This window comes from Marinobacter sp. L-80 (assembly GCF_056859395.1).
Genome location: NZ_JBSXOI010000030.1, coordinates 1 through 19,294, shown reverse-complemented (window position 1 = coordinate 19,294; position 19,294 = coordinate 1). Strand labels below are relative to the sequence as shown.

Below are 19,294 nucleotides of genomic sequence, written 5' to 3'. Positions count from 1 at the left end.
TTGCGAACTGCCGGAAGGTGTGGAAATGGTTATGCCGGGTGACAACGTCAAGATGAGTGTTACCCTGATTGCTCCGATCGCCATGGAAGATGGCCTGCGCTTCGCGATTCGTGAAGGCGGCCGTACCGTTGGTGCCGGCGTGGTCTCCAAGATCATCGAGTAATCTTCTCGTTTGATCAGGAAAAAGGGGCTGATTCTTCAGCCCCTTTTTCTGTTTCAGCCGCAAAGCCAGCCTGACCCGGTCAACCAGTATTGCTGTTGACAGGGTTGGGTATTATGCATACAATGCGGCTCCTTTTTTTGAAGGTCGGCTAACTAGTAGCTGCTACGAGTGGAGTTTGGTGCATCATGCAAAGCCAAAAAATTCGAATCCGGTTGAAGGCGTTTGATTATCGCCTGATCGACCAGTCCACGCAGGAGATCGTCGATACCGCCAAGCGGACCGGCGCTCAGGTGCGTGGCCCTATCCCTCTGCCGACGCGGAAGGAAAAGTACACCGTATTGATCTCTCCGCACGTCAACAAGGACGCGCGCGATCAGTATGAAATTCGTACGCATAAGCGTTTGCTCGACATCGTTGAGCCGACGGAAAAGACAGTAGATGCTCTGATGAAACTGGACCTGGCAGCAGGTGTAGACGTTCAGATCAGCCTCGGCTAATACCGCCCGGTATTAGTCTGTGTAACTGTCATAAGGCCATAGAGGGTGAGAGCCCCGTACACTTAAGAGGTGAAACATGGCAATTGGTGTTGTCGGTCGTAAGGCCGGTATGACCCGTATTTTTACGGAAGATGGGCAGGCGCTGCCCGTAACGGTAATTGAGGTTGAGCCCAACCGCATTACCCAACTGAAAACTCTTGAAAGCGATGGCTACCGCGCCGTTCAGGTGACTGTCGGTACTCGTCGTTCCTCTCGTGTTACCAAGAGCGAAGCGGGCCACTTTGCCAAGGCGGGTGTTGAAGCCGGTCGTGGTATGTGGGAATTCCGTCTTGCCGATGGCGAAGGTGAGGATCTGGCCGCCGGTGGCGAGATTACGGCTTCTGTATTCGAAGACGGTCAGGTGGTAGATGCCATCGGCCAGTCCAAGGGTAAGGGCTTCCAGGGCGGTGTTAAGCGCTGGAACTTCTCCATGCAGGATGCCACTCACGGTAACTCTCTGTCTCACCGTGCTCCGGGTTCCATTGGTCAGAACCAGACTCCGGGCAAGGTATTCAAGGGCAAAAAGATGGCGGGCCAGATGGGTAATGCTCAGGTAACTGTGCAGAACCTGAAAATTGTCCGTGTCGACGCCGAGCGCAACCTGCTGCTGGTAAGTGGTGCCGTTCCCGGCGCAACTGGCGGCGATGTTGTCATCAAGCCTGCAGTTAAAGCCTGAGGAGCGGTGCGATGGAATTGACTATTACAGGTAGCGGCAAGGGAATTTCTGTTTCCGACGCTGCATTCGCCAAAGATTTTAACGAGTCGCTGGTTCACCAGGTAGTGACTGCCTACATGGCAGGCGCCCGCCAGGGTACCAAGGCTCAGAAAACGCGTTCCGAAGTAAGCGGTGGCGGTAAGAAGCCATGGCGCCAGAAGGGCACCGGTCGTGCCCGTGCCGGTACTATCCGTAGTCCGATCTGGCGCTCCGGTGGCGTTACCTTTGCAGCTAAGCCTCGCGGCTTTGAGCAGAAGGTAAACCGCAAAATGTACCGCGCAGCGATGCGCTCCATTTTTTCCGAGCTGGTTCGCCAAGAGCGTCTGGTTGTTGTTGACGACATGAACGTTGACAGCCCGAAGACCAAGGCATTCAACGCCAAGCTGAAGGATATCGGTGTGACCAATGCGCTGATTCTGTCCGACAACGTCGAACAGAACCTGCATCTGGCCTCACGCAACATTCCGCACGTTGACGTGCGTGATATTGCCGGTCTGGATCCGGTTAGCCTGGTTGCCTTCGAGAAGGTCGTTGTGACCGTTCCCGCTCTGAAGAAGATCGAGGAGATGCTGGGATGAATCAGGAACGTATTTACAAGGTCCTGCTTGGGCCGCACGTATCGGAAAAAGCGTCTCTGGCAGCAGAGCGTGGTCAGGTAGTGTTTCGTGTAGCACCTGATGCCACCAAGCCCGAGATCAAAAAAGCCGTTGAGCAGCTGTTCAACGTCACCGTAGAAGGTGTTCAGGTTCTGAACCGTAAGGGTAAGCTCAAGCGCACTATCCGCGGGTTCGGCAAGCGTAATGACATTCGTAAGGCTTACGTAAAGCTGGCAGAAGGTCAGGACATCGATTTTCTGGATGTGGAATAAGGTAAAGGGGTCGTAATATGCCGATCGTCAAAACCAAACCAACATCTGCCGGACGCCGTCACGTTGTAAAGCTTTACAACCCGGATCTGCACACTGGGCGCCCCTACGAGCCGTTGGTAGAAAGAAAGAACAAGACGGGTGGTCGTAACAATGTAGGCCGCATCACAACCCGTCACACGGGTGGTGGCCACAAGAAGCACTACCGTGTCATCGATTTCAAGCGGACCAAAGATGGTATCCCGGCGACTATTGAGCGCCTGGAATACGATCCGAACCGCTCTGCGCACATTGCACTGTTGAAGTATGCCGATGGCGAGCGTCGTTACATCATCGCTCCCAAGGGTATGCAGATCGGTGATCCTGTGCGCTCCGGTATCGACGCGCCAATCAAGGTGGGTAGCACGCTGCCGCTCCGGAATATTCCGGTCGGTTCTGTGATCCACTGCGTCGAACTCAAGCCTGGCAAAGGTGCACAGCTGGCTCGCTCTGCGGGCGCATCCGTACAGCTGGTTGCCCGGGAAGGTGCTTATGCCACCATCCGCCTGCGCTCAGGTGAAATGCGTAAGGTGCTTGTTGACTGTCGCGCAACGTTGGGTGAAGTGTCCAACAGCGAACACAGCCTCAAGCAGCTTGGTAAAGCGGGTGCATCACGTTGGCGCGGCAAACGGCCAACAGTACGTGGTGTTGCTATGAACCCAGTTGACCACCCACATGGTGGTGGTGAAGGGCGTACCTCTGGCGGGCGTCACCCGGTTACTCCGTGGGGTGTTCCGACCAAAGGGCATAAGACTCGTAAGAACAAGCGTACTGACAAAATGATAGTACGTCGTCGTTCGGCCAAGTAAACGACTACATAGAGGTAATTGCTGTGCCACGTTCTTTGAAGAAAGGTCCTTTTATAGACCTGCATCTGTTGAAGAAGGTCGAGGCAGCTCTGGAAGCTAACGACAAGCGGCCGATCAAAACCTGGTCCCGCCGGTCGACAGTCTTTCCGGAGATGGTAGGCCTGACCATTGCAGTCCACAACGGCAAGCAGCACGTGCCGGTTTATGTCACCGAAGATATGGTTGGACATAAGCTGGGTGAGTTCGCGGCAACGCGTACTTATCGTGGTCATGCGGCCGACAAGAAAGCTAAACGCTGATTCTGAGGTAATCAAAATGGAAGTAGCAGCCAAGTATAAGGGCGCTAACCTCTCAGCTCAGAAAGCACGTCTTGTCGCTGACCAAGTACGTGGCAAGGCTGTTGAGGATGCCCTGAACATTCTGACTTTCAGCCCGAAGAAGGCGGCGGTCGTGATCAAGAAAGCTCTTGAGTCCGCCATCGCCAACGCTGAGCATAACGAAGGTCTGGACGTTGACGAACTGCGGGTTTCCACCGTGATGGTGGATGAGGGTCCGACGCTCAAGCGAATCAAAGCTCGAGCCAAGGGGCGCGCTGACCGTATTTTCAAGCGCACCTGCCATATCACCGTCAAGGTCGCCGACAAGTAGGAGATGCTCAGATGGGTCATAAAGTAAATCCAACCGGCATTCGCCTGGGTGTGATCAAAGAGCACAACTCAGTCTGGTATGCCGACAAAAAGGAATACTCCAAGAACCTGCTGAATGATATTCAGGTTCGCGAGTTCCTCGACAAGCGTCTGGTTAAGGCGTCTGTCAGCAAGATTGTGATCGAGCGCCCTGCTCAGAACGCCCGTATCACGATCCATACTGCCCGTCCCGGTATTGTTATCGGTAAGAAGGGTGAAGATGTTGATCGTCTGCGTCGCGAAGTCAGCGATATGATGGGTGTGCCTGTGCACATCAACATCGAAGAAGTCCGCAAGCCGGACCTCGATGCCCGCCTGGTAGCGCAAAACGTTGCCGGCCAGCTGGAGCGTCGTGTGATGTTCCGTCGCGCTATGAAGCGTGCGGTCCAGAACGCCATGCGCCAGGGTGCCAAGGGTATCAAGATCCAGGTTGGCGGTCGTCTCGGGGGTGCTGAAATCGCGCGTTCCGAGTGGTATCGCGAAGGTCGTGTTCCGCTGCACACACTGCGTGCAGATATTGATTACGCAACCTACGAAGCGCATACCACTTACGGCGTAATCGGCGTCAAGGTATGGATCTTCAAAGGTGAGATTCTTGGTGGTATGGAGCAGGTCCGTGCTGACAAGAAAGCCTCTGGGAAGAAAGGTTCTAAGTAAAGGGGCACTCTTATGCTGCAACCAAAACGCACCAAATTCCGCAAGGTAATGAAAGGCCGTAACACCGGTCTTGCTCACCGCGCCAACAAGGTGAGCTTCGGTGAATACGGATTGAAGGCTACGAGCCGTGGGCGTATAACTGCGCGCCAGATTGAGGCAGCGCGTCGTACCATGACTCGTCGCATCAAGCGAGGCGGTAAGATCTGGATCCGGGTATTCCCGGACAAGCCGATCACCGGAAAGCCGCTTGAAGTTCGAATGGGTAAAGGTAAGGGTTCTGTCGAGTATTGGGTGGCTGAAATCCAGCCTGGCCGTATGCTCTACGAGATGGAAGGTGTTTCCGAGGAAATCGCTCGTGACGCATTCACTCTCGCGGCGGCCAAACTGCCGGTACAGACCACCTTTGTAACGAGGACGGTGATGTGATGAAAGCAACAGAGCTGCGTGAAAAGTCAGTCGAGGAGCTGAACAAAGAGCTGATCGACCTCCTGAAGGAGCAGTTCAACCTGCGCATGCGTAAGGCGACAGGTCAGCTGAATCAGTCTCACCTTCTCGGCAAGGTGAAGCGCGACATCGCTCGCGTGAAAACAGTATTGAACGAAAAGGCAGGACAGTGACATGACCGAAGCTACCCAAACTGCCAGAACTCTGAGCGGCAAGGTCGTGAGCAACAAGATGGAGAAGTCCATCGTGGTGCTGGTCGAGCGTCAGGTGAAACACCCGCTGTACGGTAAGTACATGAAGCGTTCAACCAAGATCCACGCTCACGATGAGAGCAATCAGTGCAACATCGGTGACACTGTGACCATTCAGGAAACCCGTCCGGTCTCCAAGACCAAGAGCTGGGCCCTGGTGGAAGTCACTGAACGTGCATCCAAGGTGTAATTCGCCCGGAGAACAACCATGATTCAGACTCAAACAATGCTTGAAGTCGCGGATAACAGCGGTGCGCGTCAGGTGATGTGCATCAAGGTCCTGGGCGGTTCACATCGGCGTTATGCCAGCGTAGGGGATATCATCAAGGTGACCGTCAAGGAAGCCATCCCCCGCGGTAAAGTGAAGAAAGGCCAGGTCCTGAAAGCTGTCGTGGTACGCACCCGCAAGGGTGTTCGCCGTCCCGACGGTTCGCTGATCCGTTTCGACGGAAACGCGGCGGTACTTCTGAACAATCAGGACGCACCGATTGGTACCCGTATCTTCGGACCGGTTACCCGTGAACTGCGTAATGAAAAGTTCATGAAGATTATCTCACTGGCACCCGAAGTACTTTAAAGGACCAGAGGCCGGTTATGAAAAAGATCAAACGAGATGACGAAGTAATCGTCACCACGGGGAAAGATAAAGGCAAACGTGGTAAAGTCCTGAAGGTTCAGGACGATGGCCGCATGGTGGTTTCTGGGATCAATATGATCAAGAAGCACACCAAGCCGAACCCGATGCTGGGCTCCCCAGGTGGCATCGTCGAAAAAGAAGCACCTATCCAGGCTTCCAACGTGGCTATTTTTAATCCGCAGACCGGCAAAGCCGATCGTGTAGGCTTCCAGATCAAGGAAGACGGCGCGAAAGTGCGGATCTTCAAGTCCACGAATGAAGCTGTCGATAACCAGTAAGCGGTGGTGGTTACGATGCTTAACATGAAAGAGCAGTACAGTAAGGAAGTGGTACCCGCCCTGCAGAAAGAGTTCAGCTACAAGAACATCATGCAGGTGCCGCGTATCGAAAAGATCACCCTTAACATGGGTGTCGGCGAAGCGGTTGGTGACAAGAAGCTGATTGAGAATGCTGTGGCGGATCTCGAGCGCCTGGCAGGTCAGAAAGCGGTTGTTACCAAGGCTCGTAAATCCGTCGCGGGTTTCAAAATCCGTGAAGGTTGGCCTATCGGTTGTAAAGTTACCCTGCGCGGCGAGCGTATGTGGGACTTCTTTGATCGTCTGGTTCACATTGCGGTTCCCCGCATTCGTGACTTCCGCGGTCTGAATCCCAAATCGTTCGACGGTCGCGGTAACTACAGCATGGGTGTGCGTGAGCAGATCATTTTCCCCGAGATCGAGTACGACAAAGTCGACAAGATCCGTGGTCTGGATATCACCATTACCACCACTGCCGGTACCGACGATGAAGGTCGCGAACTGTTGAAAGCCTTTGGCTTTCCGTTCAAGAAATAAGGAACGAGTGTAATGGCTAAGGTTTCCATGAAAAACCGTGAGCTCAAGCGCGAAAAGACCGTTGCGAAGTTTGCAGCGAAGCGTGCCGAGCTCAAGGCGATTATCAAGAACCCGAATACCAGCGATGATGACCGTTGGGACGCACAGATGAAGCTTCAGCAGCTTCCTCGCGATGCTTCTCCTTCGCGTCTTCGTAATCGTTGCCAGGTGACTGGTCGTCCCCACGGCGTTCTGCGCAAGTTTGAGCTGTCACGGATCAAACTCCGTGAATACGGCATGCGCGGTGACGTTCCGGGCCTGACCAAGGCAAGCTGGTAAGATAGGCACCCTGACCTCGGTCGGGTGCCTGTTGGTAAGCGGTGCGGCAAGCCGCTGCACAACTAAAAAGATCAGGAGCCTCATACCAATGAGTATGCAAGACACGCTTGCGGATATGTTTACCCGTATCCGTAATGCACAGATGGCATCGAAAGCAGACGTTACGATGCCGTCTTCAAAAATGAAGATCTCCGTAGCCCAAGTCCTTAAGGACGAAGGTTACGTCGACGATTACTCCGTTTCAGCCGACGCGAAGCCCGAGCTGACGATTACTCTGAAATACTTCGGTGGCAAGCCGGTTATTGAAGAGATCAAGCGGGTCAGCCGTCCGAGTCTGCGCCAGTACAACGGCGCTGGGGAACTGCCGAAAGTATCCGGTGGTCTGGGAGTCGCGATTGTCTCAACGTCCAAGGGCGTTATGACAGACCGCGCCGCACGAGCTGCTGGCGTGGGTGGCGAAGTCATCTGCACCGTATTCTAGGAGATACACATGTCCAGGGTTGCCAATAATCCTGTCGTGCTGCCTTCCGGTGTTGAGGTTAAGCTGAACGGACAGGAAATTAGTGTGAAGGGTTCCAAGGGAGCGCTTCAAATCACCATTCACCAAGCGGTTGAAGTAAAGCAGGAAGAGAATGTTCTGCGCTTTGCGGCCCGCGATGGTGCTACCAAGTCCCGCGCCCTTGCTGGTACTACTCGTGCACTGGTCAACAACATGGTGACCGGTGTTTCCACAGGCTGGGAACGTAAACTCCAGCTGACGGGCGTAGGTTACCGTGCCCAGGCGCAAGGTAAGAAGCTCAATCTGACTCTGGGTTTCTCACACCCGGTCGAGTATGAGCTGCCCGAGGGGATTACCGCAGAAACTCCGTCCAATACGGAAGTTGTGATTCGCGGTATCGACAAGCAACAGGTTGGCCAGGTCGCTGCGGAAGTCCGCGCGTTCCGTCCGCCCGAGCCTTATAAGGGCAAGGGTGTTCGTTATGCGGATGAGCAGGTCAGACGCAAAGAAGCCAAGAAGAAATAAGGCGGGACTATGAGCGCGAATACTGAAAGATTGCGTCGCGCACGCAAAGTGCGCATGAAGATCCGTGAACTGGGTACCAATCGTCTGTGCGTTCACCGCACACCGCGTCACATGTACGCCCAGGTCACAACTGCAGACGGCAGCAAGGTGCTGGCTTCTGCCTCCACGTTGGATAAGGAACTGCGCCAGGGTGCAACCGGTAACGTGGACGCTGCCAAAAAGGTCGGTCAGCTGATCGCTGAGCGTGCCAAGGCAGCAGGTGTAGAGCAGGTTGCTTTTGACCGCTCCGGTTACCGTTATCACGGCCGTATTCAGGCTCTGGCCGACGCAGCCCGTGAAGCTGGCTTGCAATTCTAAGAGGTGGAGAAGATGAGCGTTAACGAACAGAAGGCGCCTGAGCTCCAGGAAAAGCTGGTTCAGGTCAATCGTGTCGCCAAGGTTGTTAAAGGTGGCCGTATTTTCGCCTTCACCGCACTGACTGTAGTGGGTGATGGTAAAGGTCGCGTTGGTTTCGGTCGTGGCAAGGCGCGTGAAGTGCCGGTTGCCATCCAGAAGGCCATGGAAGCTGCACGCAAGAACATGGTAGAAGTTCCGCTTGACGGTACTACCCTGCAATACCCGGTCAAGGCTCAGCATGGCGGCTCCAAGGTCTACATGCAGCCTGCATCCGAAGGTACTGGTATCATCGCCGGCGGTGCGATGCGCGCAGTACTGGAAGTGGCGGGTGTTCAGAACGTACTGTCCAAGTGTTACGGGTCTACCAACCCGGTGAACGTGGTACGTTCCACCATCAAGGGTCTCCAGGCAACTCAAGCGCCTGAAGATATTGCAGCCAAGCGCGGTAAGACCGTGGAAGAGATTCTGGGTTGAAGTCATGGCGAACGCAAAAACGATCAAAGTAACTCTGACCCGCAGCCCCATCGGCTGCCAGCCCAAGCACAAGTTGTGTGTGAAGGGCCTGGGTCTTCGTAAAATCGGTCACACCGTGGAAGTGGAAGATACCCCTTCCATCCGCGGCATGATCAACCGGGTTGATTACCTGGTTCGGGTTGAGGAGAACTAAGATGCGTCTGAACGAACTTAGTCCGGAACCCGGTTCACGCCAGGTCCCCAAGCGGGTCGGTCGTGGTATCGGTAGCGGTCTCGGTAAAACCGGCGGTCGTGGTCACAAGGGTCTGAAAGCCCGCTCCGGCGGCAGTGTAGCGCCCGGTTTCGAGGGCGGTCAGCAGCCGTTGGCCCGTCGTCTGCCGAAGTTTGGCTTCACCTCCCGTCAGCAGCGCTACGTTGCTGAAATTCGCCTGAACGAGTTGGCGAAGGTTGAAGGCGATGTGGTGGATCTGGAAGCCCTGAAAAAGGCAGACATTATTCGCGGAGAGATTCGCGAAGCCAAGGTTATCATGTCCGGCGAACTGAGCCGCGCGGTAACTGTGAAGGGACTTCGGGTAACCAAAGGCGCGCGCGAGGCAATTTCTGCCGCGGGTGGTAAAGTCGAAGACTAAGGCGAGTCGAGGACTAAATGGCCAAGAACGCATCATTGCCTGCGGGCGCGGGTAAAGGACTGGCAGAGCTGCGATCGCGGCTCTGGTTTGTCTTCCTGGCATTGCTGGTGTACCGGATTGGTGCCCACATTCCGGTGCCGGGTATCAACCCCGACCGTCTGGCGGCACTGTTTGAACAGAACCAGGGCACAATCCTGAGCATGTTCAACATGTTTTCCGGTGGTGCGCTTGAGCGCATGAGTATCTTCGCTCTCGGTATCATGCCGTACATTTCGGCCTCTATCATCATGCAGCTCATGACTGCGGTTAGTCCGCAGCTTGAGCAGCTGAAGAAAGAAGGTGAGGCTGGCCGTCGAAAGATCAGCCAGTACACACGGTATGGTACGGTTATCCTGGCCCTGGTTCAGGGTTTTGGTATTTCTGTCGGTCTGGCATCTCAGGGTGTCACTTTCAATGACAGCTTCAGCTTCCACTTTGTGGCGGTTGTGTCATTTGTGAGTGGTGCTGTGTTCATGATGTGGCTTGGCGAGCAGATCACCGAGCGGGGTGTTGGTAACGGCATCTCCCTGCTGATCTTCGCCGGTATCGTCGCCGGGCTTCCCGGTGCGATCGGTCAGACGCTCGAGCAGGCCCGAAATGGTGAGATGAGCCTGCTTGTCGTACTCGGTATTGGTGTTCTTGCGGTTGCTGTTATCGGCTTCGTGGTCTTCATGGAGCGCGGGCAGCGCAGGCTGACAATCAATTACGCCAAGCGGCAACAGGGTCGCCGGGTGTTCGCCCAGCAGTCCAGTCACCTTCCCCTGAAGGTAAATATGGCCGGTGTTATTCCGCCCATCTTTGCGTCTTCCATTCTGCTCTTCCCGGCTTCGCTGGGGCAGTGGTTTGGTCAGGGTGAGGGTATGGAATGGCTGAGCGATGTATCCCAGGCCCTGGCGCCGAGCCAGCCGTTGTACATTATCCTGTTTGCAGCAGCAGTGGTTTTCTTCTGCTTCTTCTATACAGCCCTGATGTACAACCCGAAGGAAGTTGCGGATAACCTCAAGCGCTCTGGAGCGTTTATTCCGGGCATTCGTCCTGGCGATCAGACTGCCAAGTATATCGATGGTGTTCTGACCCGTCTGACGCTGTTCGGTGCAATGTACATTGCAGCAGTTTCCCTGTTCCCTCAGTTCCTGATGGTGGCCGGGAATGTACCGTTCTATCTGGGTGGTACCTCTCTGCTGATTGTTGTAGTCGTGGTGATGGATTTCATGGCGCAGGTTCAGTCGCACCTGATGTCCCATCAGTATGAATCACTGATGAAGAAGTCCAATCTCAAGGGCTATGGTCGGAACGGTTAATCCCGTTCCCCTTGAAAACTGGAGTCGACAATGAAAGTACGCGCTTCGGTAAAGAAAATTTGCCGTAACTGCAAAGTAATTCGTCGCAATGGCTCGGTACGAGTCATTTGCTCGGAGCCTCGTCACAAGCAACGCCAGGGTTGATTCCGAGAGGAATCGTTCCTGACATTGTAGGGTTTCGGAATGATGGCGCTTGACTCCATGCGGGGTCAGGCGCTATTATTTCGCGCCCTTTTTGTGGCGGAAAATTCACACAGCAAAGCTTTGAACGCGGAGTAATTTGGATGGCACGTATAGCCGGTGTCAATATACCCGATCACAAACATGCTGTTGTCTCGCTGACCTACATCTTTGGTGTTGGCAAGACCACAGCCCAGAAGCTTTGCGATGCAACCGGCGTCAAGCCGGACGTCAAGGTCAAAGACCTTAGCGACGAGCAGCTTGAAGCACTTCGTACTGAAGTGGGCAAGGTGTCTGTCGAAGGCGATCTGCGTCGTGAAGTACAGATGAACATCAAGCGTTTGAAGGATCTCGGATGCCACCGTGGTCTGCGTCATCGTCATGGCCTTCCGGTCCGTGGCCAGCGCACCAAGACCAACGCACGCACCCGTAAAGGTCCACGCAAACCTATTCGTAAGTAACAGGTAGGCAAACATGGCAAAGCCAGGTACACGTACCCGTAAAAAGGTGAAAAAGACGGTTGTTGATGGCGTCGCGCACATTCACGCGTCCTTCAACAACACTATCGTGACCATTTCTGACCGGCAGGGCAACGTCCTGTCCTGGGCCACTTCTGGTGGTTCCGGTTTCCGTGGGTCACGCAAGAGTACACCTTTTGCTGCGCAGGTAGCAGCTGAAAGAGCCGGTAATGCGGCTGCTGAATACGGCCTTAAAAACCTGGACGTAGAGGTTAAGGGTCCTGGGCCCGGACGTGAATCTGCAGTTCGCGCGCTGAATGCGTGTGGCTACAAGATCACCAACATCACAGATGTGACGCCGATTCCCCACAACGGCTGTCGTCCGCCCAAGAAGCGCCGCGTCTAACACAGGAGACAGTGAATTATGGCTCGTTATATAGGCCCGAAGTGCAAGCTGTCTCGTCGTGAAGGGACAGATCTTTTTCTGAAGAGCGGTGTTCGCGCGCTCGATTCCAAGTGCAACATCGAGACTCCGCCGGGTATGCACGGCGCGCGTCGCGGTCGTCTGTCCGAGTACGGCGTACAGCTTCGTGAGAAACAGAAAGTTCGTCGTATCTACGGCGTTCTCGAGAAGCAGTTCCGCAACTATTACAAAGAGGCCGCCCGAGGCAAAGGTGCAACTGGTGAAAACCTGCTGCAACTGCTGGAAGGTCGTCTCGATAACGTTGTATACCGCATGGGCTTTGGTTCTACCCGTGCAGAAGCCCGTCAGCTCGTCTCTCACAAGGCGATCCTGGTCAACGACAAGACGGTTAATATTCCGTCCTACCAGGTCCGGCCGGGTGATGTTGTGAGCGTGCGTGAAAAGGCGAAGAACCAGCTGCGTGTGAAAGGCGCACTGGATCTGTCTGCAAGCCGTGCACCGGTGAGCTGGGTAGAGGTCGACGCCAACAAGATGTCCGGCGTTTACAAGTCAGTACCCGAGCGTACTGAACTGCCGGCCGACATCAACGAGAACCTCATCGTCGAGCTTTACTCCAAGTAAAGCCCAGTTAGCAACGATAGCAGATAGGGGCGTCTATGCAGCGTTCAGTACATGAGTTATTGACACCTCGTACCATTGACGTGAAGGAATCAAGCGCCACACGTGCCAAGGTTACGCTTGAGCCTCTGGAAAGGGGCTTTGGCCATACTCTGGGCAGTGCACTGCGCCGGATTCTCTTGTCTTCGATGCCGGGCTGCGCCGTGACTGAAGCGCAGATTGACGGTGTCCTGCACGAGTACAGCGCCATTGAGGGTGTCCAGGAAGACGTCATTGAGATTCTTCTGAATCTCAAAGGCGTTGCCGTAAAAATGAACGGTCGGGACGATGCCGAGCTCACGCTCAGCAAGAAAGGCCCGGGCGTTGTGACAGCCGGTGATATCAAGCTGGATCATGACGTCGAGATTGCCAACCCGGAGCACGTGATCTGTCACCTTAGCGAGAATGGTGAAGTGAACATGCGTCTCCGTGTTGCACGCGGTCGCGGCTATGAGCCGGCGGACCAGCGCGGTCTTGACGAGGACGAAACTCGCGCCATCGGACGCCTGCAGCTGGATGCAACATTCAGCCCGGTTCGTCGTGTGGCTTACGCCGTGGAAAGTGCGCGGGTAGAGCAGCGGACCGATCTGGACAAGCTGGTTATCGACCTGGAGACCAATGGCACCATCGACCCGGAAGAAGCAATTCGCCGGGCGGCCACCATCCTCCAGCAGCAACTGGCGGTGTTTGTCGATTTCGATCATGAGAAAGAGCCCGAGCGCGTTGAGGAAGAGGAAGAAATTGATCCTATCCTGCTGCGTCCGGTTGATGATCTGGAATTGACAGTGCGTTCAGCTAACTGCTTGAAGGCTGAGAACATTTACTACATCGGCGATCTTATCCAGCGTACAGAAGTTGAGCTGTTGAAGACGCCTAACCTTGGTAAAAAGTCGCTGACCGAGATCAAGGACGTTCTGGCGTCCCGTGGTCTGTCACTGGGCATGCGTCTTGATAACTGGCCGCCGGCTAGCCTTCGTGGCGACGACCGGGTTCTGGGCGGTTAATCGCCGATTAGTTTAAGGTAAGGAATCAGAGCAATGCGTCATCGTAAGAGTGGTCGTAAGTTCAGCAGGACCAGTGCGCATCGCAAGGCCATGTTCCGTAACATGACTGCGTCACTGGTTGAACACGAGCTGATCAAAACAACGCTGCCGAAAGCCAAAGAGCTTCGTCGGGTAGCTGAGCCTTTGATCACGCTTTCCAAGAATGATTCGGTCGCGAATCGTCGTCTGGCGTTCTCACGCCTGCGTGACGATGCAGCGGTTGCCAAGCTGTTTGACGAGCTTGGTCCTCGCTACAACGAGCGTCCGGGTGGATACCTTCGTATCCTGAAGTGCGGCTTCCGTGCTGGCGACAATGCCCCTATGGCATTCGTTGAGCTGGTCGGTCGTCCGCTGGATATCGAAGCGGAAGAGGTGGACGAAGACGAGGATTAATTTCTTCGGCTTTGGCCAACCACAAAAAAACCGGGTTCCGTGAGGTTCCCGGTTTTTTTGTGCCTCGGTTGTAGATAACTCCTAGCCTGGAAGTATGGGGGCTGGCAAGGGGGTGGAGGTTTATTTTCTTTGGAAAAATAACTCGCTGCGCTCAGACATCTTTTTCCGGCAGAAAATAAACCTCCACCCCCTCGCCGACAGAGCTATTCCTTGCCCGCCAGTTACTTCGTCAACATTGGCTTCAGATAGCGGCCCGTGTGAGAAGCGGGGTTCTCGGCGACTTCCTCCGGCGTTCCCTCGGCAATGATCTGGCCGCCGCCAGAGCCGCCTTCGGGGCCCAGGTCGACAATCCAGTCGGCGGTCTTGATCACGTCCAGATTGTGTTCGATGACCACGATGGTGTTGCCATGGTCCCGCAGCCTCTCCAGAACGTTGAGCAGTTGCTGGATGTCGTAGAAGTGCAGGCCGGTGGTTGGCTCGTCAAGAATGTAGAGTGTCTTGCCTGTATCCCGCTTGGAGAGCTCTTTGGCCAGTTTAACCCGCTGGGCTTCGCCACCAGAGAGGGTGACCGCGCTCTGCCCCAGTCGGATGTATGAGAGGCCGACATCCATCAATGTCTGTAGTTTGCGGGCCAGGAAAGGCACGGCATCGAAGAACTCGCGCCCTTCCTCAACGGTCATTTCAAGTACTTCGTTGATATTCTTGCCCTTGTAGCGGACTTCCAGAGTTTCCCGGTTGTAGCGCTTGCCCTTGCAGACGTCGCAGGGCACGTAGACATCCGGCAGGAAATGCATCTCTACCTTGATCACGCCGTCGCCCTGGCATGCCTCGCATCGTCCACCTTTGACGTTGAAAGAGAATCGGCCAGGTTTGTAGCCCCGGGAACGTGCCTCCTGTGTTCCGGCAAAGAGTTCACGGATGGGAGTGAACAGGCCGGTGTAGGTGGCCGGATTCGAGCGGGGCGTACGGCCGATGGGGCTCTGGTCAATGTCGATGACCTTGTCCAGGTGGTCCAGTCCTTTGAGCGACTGGTAGGGAGCATGGTTGAGGCTGGTGGCCTTGTTGAGTTTGGCGGCAGCCACCGGATAAAGGGTGCTGTTGATCAGCGTGGACTTGCCAGACCCGGATACACCGGTGACGCAGGTCATGATGCCCAGGGGCAAATCGAGCGTAACGTCTTTCAGGTTGTTGCCAGTAGCACCTGACAGTGTCAGAGTTTTTCCGCTGCCTTTGTTGCGCTGTTTGGGAATGGCGATTTCCCGGGTGCCGTTGAGGTATTGCCCGGTAAGTGAATCGGGGTTGTCGATGATCTGTTGCGGTGTGCCCTGGCCGATAACCTTGCCGCCATGAACGCCAGCACCCGGTCCGATATCAATGACATGATCTGCAGCGCGGATAGCATCCTCATCGTGTTCGACAACAATCACGGTATTGCCCAGATCCCGGAGATGGGTGAGGGTGGCCAAAAGCCGGTCATTGTCCCGTTGATGCAAGCCGATGGAGGGTTCGTCAAGAATGTACATGACGCCTACCAGCCCGGCGCCGATCTGGCTTGCCAGGCGAATACGCTGCGCCTCACCCCCGGAGAGTGTATCGGCACTTCGTTCAAGCGTGAGGTATTCCAGCCCGACGTTCACCAGGAACTGAAGGCGCTGCCGCACTTCCTTCAGAATTTTTTCGGCTATCTCACCTTTTCGACCCGGTAGCGCGAGGGTTTCGAAGTAATCATGTGCGTCACCCACCGGGAGATGGGTGACATCGGAAATATTGTGCTCTTCGATAAAGACGTGGCGGGCGCTGCGGCGCAGTCGTGAGCCGCCGCATTCTTTGCACGGCTGGGTGCTCAGATTGCGGGCGAGCTCCTCACGCATGCTCTGTGAATCGGTCTCGCGGTAGCGCCGTTCAAGGTTTGGCAGAATGCCCTCGAATGGATGTGCCTTCTCCATGATATGGCCACGTGAATTCACATAACGGAATGGGATATCCTCATCGCCCGAGCCGAACAGCAGCACGTTGCGAAAATCCTCGGGGAGATCCGCCCAGGGCGTTTCCAGATCGATGCCGTAGTGATCTGCCACGCTGCCCAGCATCTGGAAGTAATAGACGGCCCGGCGATCCCAGCCCTTGATGGCGCCGGATGCCAAAGTGGCTTCCGGGTGCTGGACAATTTTTTCGGGATCAAAGAACTGTTTAACACCCAGTCCGTCGCAGGTAGGGCAGGCACCCGCCGGGTTGTTAAAGGAAAACAGTTTCGGCTCGAGCTCGCTCAGGGCATAGCCGCACTGGGTGCAGGCATAACGGGCGGAGAAGGTCTGTTCTTCTCCCTCACCACTCATGGGCGCCACAAGGGCAATCCCGTCCGCCAGGTCCAGGGCGGTTTCGAAACTCTCGGCAAGCCGCTGCTCCAGGCCTGGCTTGACCTTGAACCGATCGACGACCACATCAATCTGATGTTTGCGTTTTTTGTCCAGGGCCGGCACATCGTCGATGTCATAAACCGTGCCGTCCACGCGCAGGCGGATAAAGCCCTGGCTGCGCATGGTTTCGATAACCTGCAGATGTTCGCCTTTCCGATCCCGGATTACCGGTGCCAGGATCATGAGTTTGCTGTCCTCTGGCATGGCCACCACCTGGTCTACCATCTGGCTGATGGTCTGCGCTTCCAGAGGTTGGCCATGGTCAGGGCACCGGGGCTCCCCGGCGCGGGCGAAGAGCAGGCGCAGGTAATCGTAGATTTCCGTGATGGTGCCAACGGTGGAGCGAGGGTTGTGGGAAGTGGACTTCTGCTCTATGGATATCGCTGGCGACAGGCCTTCGATATGGTCCACATCCGGCTTCTCCATCATCGAGAGAAACTGGCGGGCGTAGGTAGACAGCGACTCCACATAACGTCGCTGCCCTTCAGCATAGAGCGTATCGAACGCAAGGGACGATTTACCGGAACCGGAGAGGCCGGTAATCACAATCAGTTTGTCCCTTGGCATATCCAGGTCGATGTTCTTCAGGTTGTGGGTTCGTGCCCCTTTGATCTGGATATGGTCCATAACACCTCGCTCGGATAAAAACGAAAATTATACCGCGTTGGGCCCGCTGCGGCGAAAATGATACCGGGGCCAGCATCACGCGGGTTGTCCCCCGTCAGCGCCCCTTCTGTTACAATGCGCCGCCTGCGATGGGTATCTGCCCTCAATCTGACCGCTTTCAACCCCGGCTGAGGTACGTAATTGCCATGAATGCGCTGGAAAAACGCTCCGTATTCGCCCTGGCGTCTGTTTACGCCATGCGCATGCTCGGACTGTTCATGGTGCTGCCGGTATTCATGTTGCTGGGCGAGGATCTCAAGGATGCAACGCCCGCACTGCTGGGTCTCGCTATAGGCGCCTATGGACTCAGTCAGGCCCTGTTGCAGATTCCCTTCGGCATGCTGTCTGATCGGGTTGGCCGAAAGCGCATGATCTATATCGGGCTGGTACTTTTTGCCGCAGGCAGTTTGCTGGCCGGAGCCACGGACTCCATATACGTTGTAATTGCCGGTCGGATTCTTCAAGGCGCCGGTGCGATCGCCAGTGTGCTGATGGCGCTGCTCAGTGACCTGACTCGCGAGGAAGAGCGGACCAAGGCCATGGCAACGGTGGGGATCACCATCGGCCTGTCGTTTTCGGTATCGCTGGTTCTTGGGCCCCTTCTTGGCGCCTGGTGGGGACTGTCCGGGATTTTCTATGCGACGGCTGCGCTGGCGGTGGTCGCTCTGGTGATCGTCAACCGCCTGGTTCCAACTCCCCACCAACATAAAACCAGCGCCGACACTCACCCCGCCAGGGAGATGCTGGGGCGGGTGCTTTCAGACGGGCGCCTGCTGAGGCTGGATTTCGGTATTTTTGCCCTGCACCTGGTGCTGACCGCCCTGTTTCTGGTGTTTCCTTCCATGCTGCAGGAGCAGTTTGGTCTTGCCAGCCGTTCACACTGGTGGTTTTACCTGAGTGTGATGGTCACGTCGTTTTTCGCCATGGTGCCTTTTATCATCATGGGTGAGAAAAAGCGCAAGATGAAGCCGGTGCTGTGTGGAGCGATTGGGCTGCTGACGTTGGCCACGGCCGGGTTTACGGGTGTTTCCGGCAGTCTGATGGCGGCCTGGACAGTGCTGTTTTTCTTCTTCATGGCTTTCAATCTGCTTGAGGCGAGCCTGCCGTCGCTGATCAGTAAAGAAGCACCTGCCGCCAGCAAGGGAACGGCAATGGGCGTCTACTCCACCTCCCAGTTCATGGGGGCGTTTCTCGGGGGCGCCCTGGGTGGCTTTCTGCTGGAGAGTGGCGGGATCCAGGGGGTGCTCTGGTTTATGGTGGTGGTGCTTGGCCTCTGGTTACTGGTGGCTCTCACCATGCCGGCGCCCGGTCATACCACCAGTTTCGTGGTACAGTTGCAGCAGGTAATGAACGAGCAGTACGACGACATTGATGACAATCTCCGCCGCCTTCCGGGCGTGCAGGACGTTGTGATTGTGGAGGAGGCTGCCACCGCCTATCTTAAGGTGGATCGGCAGCAATTTGATGAAGCGTCACTTGCGGACTTTTCTTTTGTCCGGCAGGCTAACCATTCTTGAAATCCGGAGGCTCGCACGGAACGCGGGCGTCCCTGAAAACAGAGTCAGGAGCAGAACATGGCACGAGGCGTAAACAAGGTAATTCTCATCGGTAATCTGGGACAGGACCCGGATACCCGCTACACCCCTAACGGCAATGCCGTTGTGAACCTGAACCTTGCAACGGACGAAAGCTACAAGGATCGTCAGACCGGTCAGCTGGTGCCGAAAACCGAATGGCATCGGGTTGTCATGTTCGGCAAGATCGCCGAAGTGGCCGGCCAGTACCTGCGCAAAGGCTCAAAGGTCTACATTGAGGGCAAGCTGCAGACCCGCAAATGGCAGAACAAGGAAGGGCAGGATGTATACACCACCGAGGTTGTGGTGGATATTAATGGTCAGATGCAGATGCTCGACAGCCGTGGCGCCGAAGGCGGCATGAACCAGGGCGCACCGGCGGGACGGCCTCAGCAGTCCGGCTACAATGCACCGGCCGGACAGCAGAACAACCCGCCGCCCCAGTCCGGTGGCTACAGCAATCAGCCGTCCCAGGGCAGCATGCCCGAGCCGGTTGATGACTTTGATGATGACATCCCCTTCTGAGTGCGCCGTTTTGCTAGGTAAATCAAGCGCTTACGGCATTCGTGCTACAAGTATAGGCTGTTGGTAGGCCTATTGCAAACCTGACTTATCCTCGCCCAGTAATGGGCTTGAACCTCGAAAGAGGGAGGGGAGTGCAGCATG

32 protein-coding genes are annotated in these 19,294 nt (G+C 55.6%); 31 read left to right on the top strand and 1 reads right to left on the bottom strand.

Annotation, left to right across the window (positions count from 1 at the left end):
- The 29 genes from AC13E3_RS01135 to rplQ all read left to right on the top strand — a co-directional run.
- Positions 1-163 (top strand): EF-Tu C-terminal domain-related protein (locus AC13E3_RS01135; RefSeq protein ID WP_482901594.1); only part of this gene is annotated, 163 nt, incomplete at its 5' end.
- Between the two features lie 185 nt (positions 164-348).
- Positions 349-660: a 30S ribosomal protein S10 gene (gene rpsJ, locus AC13E3_RS01130; RefSeq protein ID WP_004580743.1), complete on the top strand. Its 312-nt coding sequence runs from the start codon at positions 349-351 to the stop codon at positions 658-660.
- 76 nt (positions 661-736) lie between these two features.
- Positions 737-1,375: a 50S ribosomal protein L3 gene (gene rplC / locus AC13E3_RS01125; RefSeq protein WP_008174858.1), complete on the top strand. Its 639-nt coding sequence runs from the start codon at positions 737-739 to the stop codon at positions 1,373-1,375.
- Positions 1,376-1,386: 11 nt separating this feature from the next.
- Positions 1,387-1,992: a 50S ribosomal protein L4 gene (rplD, locus tag AC13E3_RS01120; protein ID WP_008174860.1), complete on the top strand. Its 606-nt coding sequence runs from the start codon at positions 1,387-1,389 to the stop codon at positions 1,990-1,992.
- The gene (rplW, locus tag AC13E3_RS01115; protein WP_008174862.1) at positions 1,989-2,282 is read left to right on the top strand and encodes a 50S ribosomal protein L23; all 294 of its coding nucleotides are present in this window, start codon (positions 1,989-1,991) and stop codon (positions 2,280-2,282) included. The genes rplD and rplW overlap by 4 nt, the downstream gene beginning before the upstream one ends.
- A 17-nt stretch (positions 2,283-2,299) precedes the next feature.
- The gene (gene rplB, locus AC13E3_RS01110; RefSeq protein WP_008174864.1) at positions 2,300-3,127 is read left to right on the top strand and encodes a 50S ribosomal protein L2; all 828 of its coding nucleotides are present in this window, start codon (positions 2,300-2,302) and stop codon (positions 3,125-3,127) included.
- 23 nt (positions 3,128-3,150) lie between these two features.
- A complete protein-coding gene (gene rpsS / locus AC13E3_RS01105) occupies positions 3,151-3,426 on the top strand; it encodes a 30S ribosomal protein S19 (RefSeq protein ID WP_007154011.1) in 276 nt (91 codons plus the stop codon).
- A 16-nt stretch (positions 3,427-3,442) separates the two neighbouring features.
- Positions 3,443-3,775 carry a 50S ribosomal protein L22 gene (gene rplV, locus AC13E3_RS01100; RefSeq protein ID WP_008174870.1) on the top strand — a complete coding sequence of 111 codons (333 nt, stop codon included), beginning with the start codon at positions 3,443-3,445 and terminating at the stop codon, positions 3,773-3,775.
- 11 nt (positions 3,776-3,786) lie between these two features.
- Positions 3,787-4,470, top strand: coding sequence for a 30S ribosomal protein S3 (gene rpsC / locus AC13E3_RS01095; protein ID WP_008174872.1), 684 nt, complete (start codon positions 3,787-3,789; stop codon positions 4,468-4,470).
- 12 nt (positions 4,471-4,482) lie between these two features.
- On the top strand, positions 4,483-4,896 hold the full coding sequence (gene rplP / locus AC13E3_RS01090; RefSeq protein WP_008174875.1) for a 50S ribosomal protein L16: 414 nt from the start codon (positions 4,483-4,485) through the stop codon (positions 4,894-4,896).
- Positions 4,896-5,087, top strand: a complete 192-nt coding sequence (gene rpmC, locus AC13E3_RS01085; protein WP_008174877.1) for a 50S ribosomal protein L29 — start codon at positions 4,896-4,898, stop codon at positions 5,085-5,087. Before rplP ends, rpmC begins: the two co-directional genes overlap by 1 nt.
- Before the next feature lies 1 nt (position 5,088).
- Positions 5,089-5,355, top strand: coding sequence for a 30S ribosomal protein S17 (gene rpsQ / locus AC13E3_RS01080; protein ID WP_008174879.1), 267 nt, complete (start codon positions 5,089-5,091; stop codon positions 5,353-5,355).
- A gap of 18 nt (positions 5,356-5,373) precedes the next feature.
- A complete protein-coding gene (gene rplN, locus AC13E3_RS01075; protein ID WP_007154005.1) occupies positions 5,374-5,742 on the top strand; it encodes a 50S ribosomal protein L14 in 369 nt (122 codons plus the stop codon).
- Between the two features lie 17 nt (positions 5,743-5,759).
- Positions 5,760-6,080 carry a 50S ribosomal protein L24 gene (gene rplX, locus AC13E3_RS01070; RefSeq protein ID WP_008174881.1) on the top strand — a complete coding sequence of 107 codons (321 nt, stop codon included), beginning with the start codon at positions 5,760-5,762 and terminating at the stop codon, positions 6,078-6,080.
- Positions 6,081-6,095: 15 nt separating this feature from the next.
- Positions 6,096-6,635 (top strand): 50S ribosomal protein L5, encoded by a 540-nt coding sequence (rplE, locus tag AC13E3_RS01065; RefSeq protein WP_008174883.1) that lies wholly within the window; start codon positions 6,096-6,098, stop codon positions 6,633-6,635.
- A 12-nt stretch (positions 6,636-6,647) separates the two neighbouring features.
- Positions 6,648-6,953 carry a 30S ribosomal protein S14 gene (gene rpsN, locus AC13E3_RS01060; RefSeq protein WP_008174884.1) on the top strand — a complete coding sequence of 102 codons (306 nt, stop codon included), beginning with the start codon at positions 6,648-6,650 and terminating at the stop codon, positions 6,951-6,953.
- Between the two features lie 88 nt (positions 6,954-7,041).
- Positions 7,042-7,434 (top strand): 30S ribosomal protein S8, encoded by a 393-nt coding sequence (gene rpsH, locus AC13E3_RS01055; protein ID WP_405418478.1) that lies wholly within the window; start codon positions 7,042-7,044, stop codon positions 7,432-7,434.
- A 9-nt stretch (positions 7,435-7,443) separates the two neighbouring features.
- Complete coding sequence (gene rplF, locus AC13E3_RS01050) at positions 7,444-7,977, top strand: 50S ribosomal protein L6 (RefSeq protein WP_008174888.1); 534 nt, start codon at positions 7,444-7,446, stop codon at positions 7,975-7,977.
- Between the two features lie 9 nt (positions 7,978-7,986).
- Positions 7,987-8,334: a 50S ribosomal protein L18 gene (gene rplR, locus AC13E3_RS01045; protein ID WP_041644927.1), complete on the top strand. Its 348-nt coding sequence runs from the start codon at positions 7,987-7,989 to the stop codon at positions 8,332-8,334.
- 12 nt (positions 8,335-8,346) lie between these two features.
- Positions 8,347-8,847: a 30S ribosomal protein S5 gene (rpsE, locus tag AC13E3_RS01040; protein ID WP_008174892.1), complete on the top strand. Its 501-nt coding sequence runs from the start codon at positions 8,347-8,349 to the stop codon at positions 8,845-8,847.
- Positions 8,848-8,851: 4 nt separating this feature from the next.
- Complete coding sequence (rpmD, locus tag AC13E3_RS01035; protein ID WP_012139786.1) at positions 8,852-9,040, top strand: 50S ribosomal protein L30; 189 nt, start codon at positions 8,852-8,854, stop codon at positions 9,038-9,040.
- Position 9,041: 1 nt separating this feature from the next.
- A complete protein-coding gene (gene rplO / locus AC13E3_RS01030; RefSeq protein WP_136630018.1) occupies positions 9,042-9,476 on the top strand; it encodes a 50S ribosomal protein L15 in 435 nt (144 codons plus the stop codon).
- Between the two features lie 17 nt (positions 9,477-9,493).
- Positions 9,494-10,816: a preprotein translocase subunit SecY gene (gene secY, locus AC13E3_RS01025; RefSeq protein WP_008174899.1), complete on the top strand. Its 1,323-nt coding sequence runs from the start codon at positions 9,494-9,496 to the stop codon at positions 10,814-10,816.
- 30 nt (positions 10,817-10,846) lie between these two features.
- A complete protein-coding gene (rpmJ, locus tag AC13E3_RS01020; protein WP_008174902.1) occupies positions 10,847-10,960 on the top strand; it encodes a 50S ribosomal protein L36 in 114 nt (37 codons plus the stop codon).
- A 140-nt stretch (positions 10,961-11,100) separates the two neighbouring features.
- On the top strand, positions 11,101-11,457 hold the full coding sequence (rpsM, locus tag AC13E3_RS01015; RefSeq protein WP_014575963.1) for a 30S ribosomal protein S13: 357 nt from the start codon (positions 11,101-11,103) through the stop codon (positions 11,455-11,457).
- A gap of 13 nt (positions 11,458-11,470) precedes the next feature.
- Positions 11,471-11,860 (top strand): 30S ribosomal protein S11, encoded by a 390-nt coding sequence (gene rpsK, locus AC13E3_RS01010; RefSeq protein WP_007153992.1) that lies wholly within the window; start codon positions 11,471-11,473, stop codon positions 11,858-11,860.
- Positions 11,861-11,878: 18 nt separating this feature from the next.
- On the top strand, positions 11,879-12,499 hold the full coding sequence (gene rpsD / locus AC13E3_RS01005; protein ID WP_053114301.1) for a 30S ribosomal protein S4: 621 nt from the start codon (positions 11,879-11,881) through the stop codon (positions 12,497-12,499).
- 35 nt (positions 12,500-12,534) lie between these two features.
- Entirely contained in the window at positions 12,535-13,539 is a 1,005-nt protein-coding gene (locus AC13E3_RS01000; RefSeq protein WP_008174911.1) for a DNA-directed RNA polymerase subunit alpha, read from the top strand.
- A 33-nt stretch (positions 13,540-13,572) separates the two neighbouring features.
- A complete protein-coding gene (gene rplQ, locus AC13E3_RS00995) occupies positions 13,573-13,971 on the top strand; it encodes a 50S ribosomal protein L17 (RefSeq protein ID WP_008174913.1) in 399 nt (132 codons plus the stop codon).
- A gap of 221 nt (positions 13,972-14,192) precedes the next feature.
- Here the strand turns inward: rplQ and uvrA are convergent, their stop codons facing one another.
- The gene (uvrA, locus tag AC13E3_RS00990; RefSeq protein WP_482901605.1) at positions 14,193-17,015 is read right to left on the bottom strand and encodes an excinuclease ABC subunit UvrA; all 2,823 of its coding nucleotides are present in this window, start codon (positions 17,013-17,015) and stop codon (positions 14,193-14,195) included.
- 185 nt (positions 17,016-17,200) lie between these two features.
- Between uvrA and AC13E3_RS00985 the strand changes: the two genes are divergently transcribed.
- A complete protein-coding gene (locus AC13E3_RS00985) occupies positions 17,201-18,571 on the top strand; it encodes an MFS transporter (protein WP_092034260.1) in 1,371 nt (456 codons plus the stop codon).
- Between the two features lie 57 nt (positions 18,572-18,628).
- Positions 18,629-19,153 (top strand): single-stranded DNA-binding protein, encoded by a 525-nt coding sequence (gene ssb / locus AC13E3_RS00980; protein ID WP_092034262.1) that lies wholly within the window; start codon positions 18,629-18,631, stop codon positions 19,151-19,153.
- Positions 19,154-19,294 lie beyond the last annotated feature (141 nt).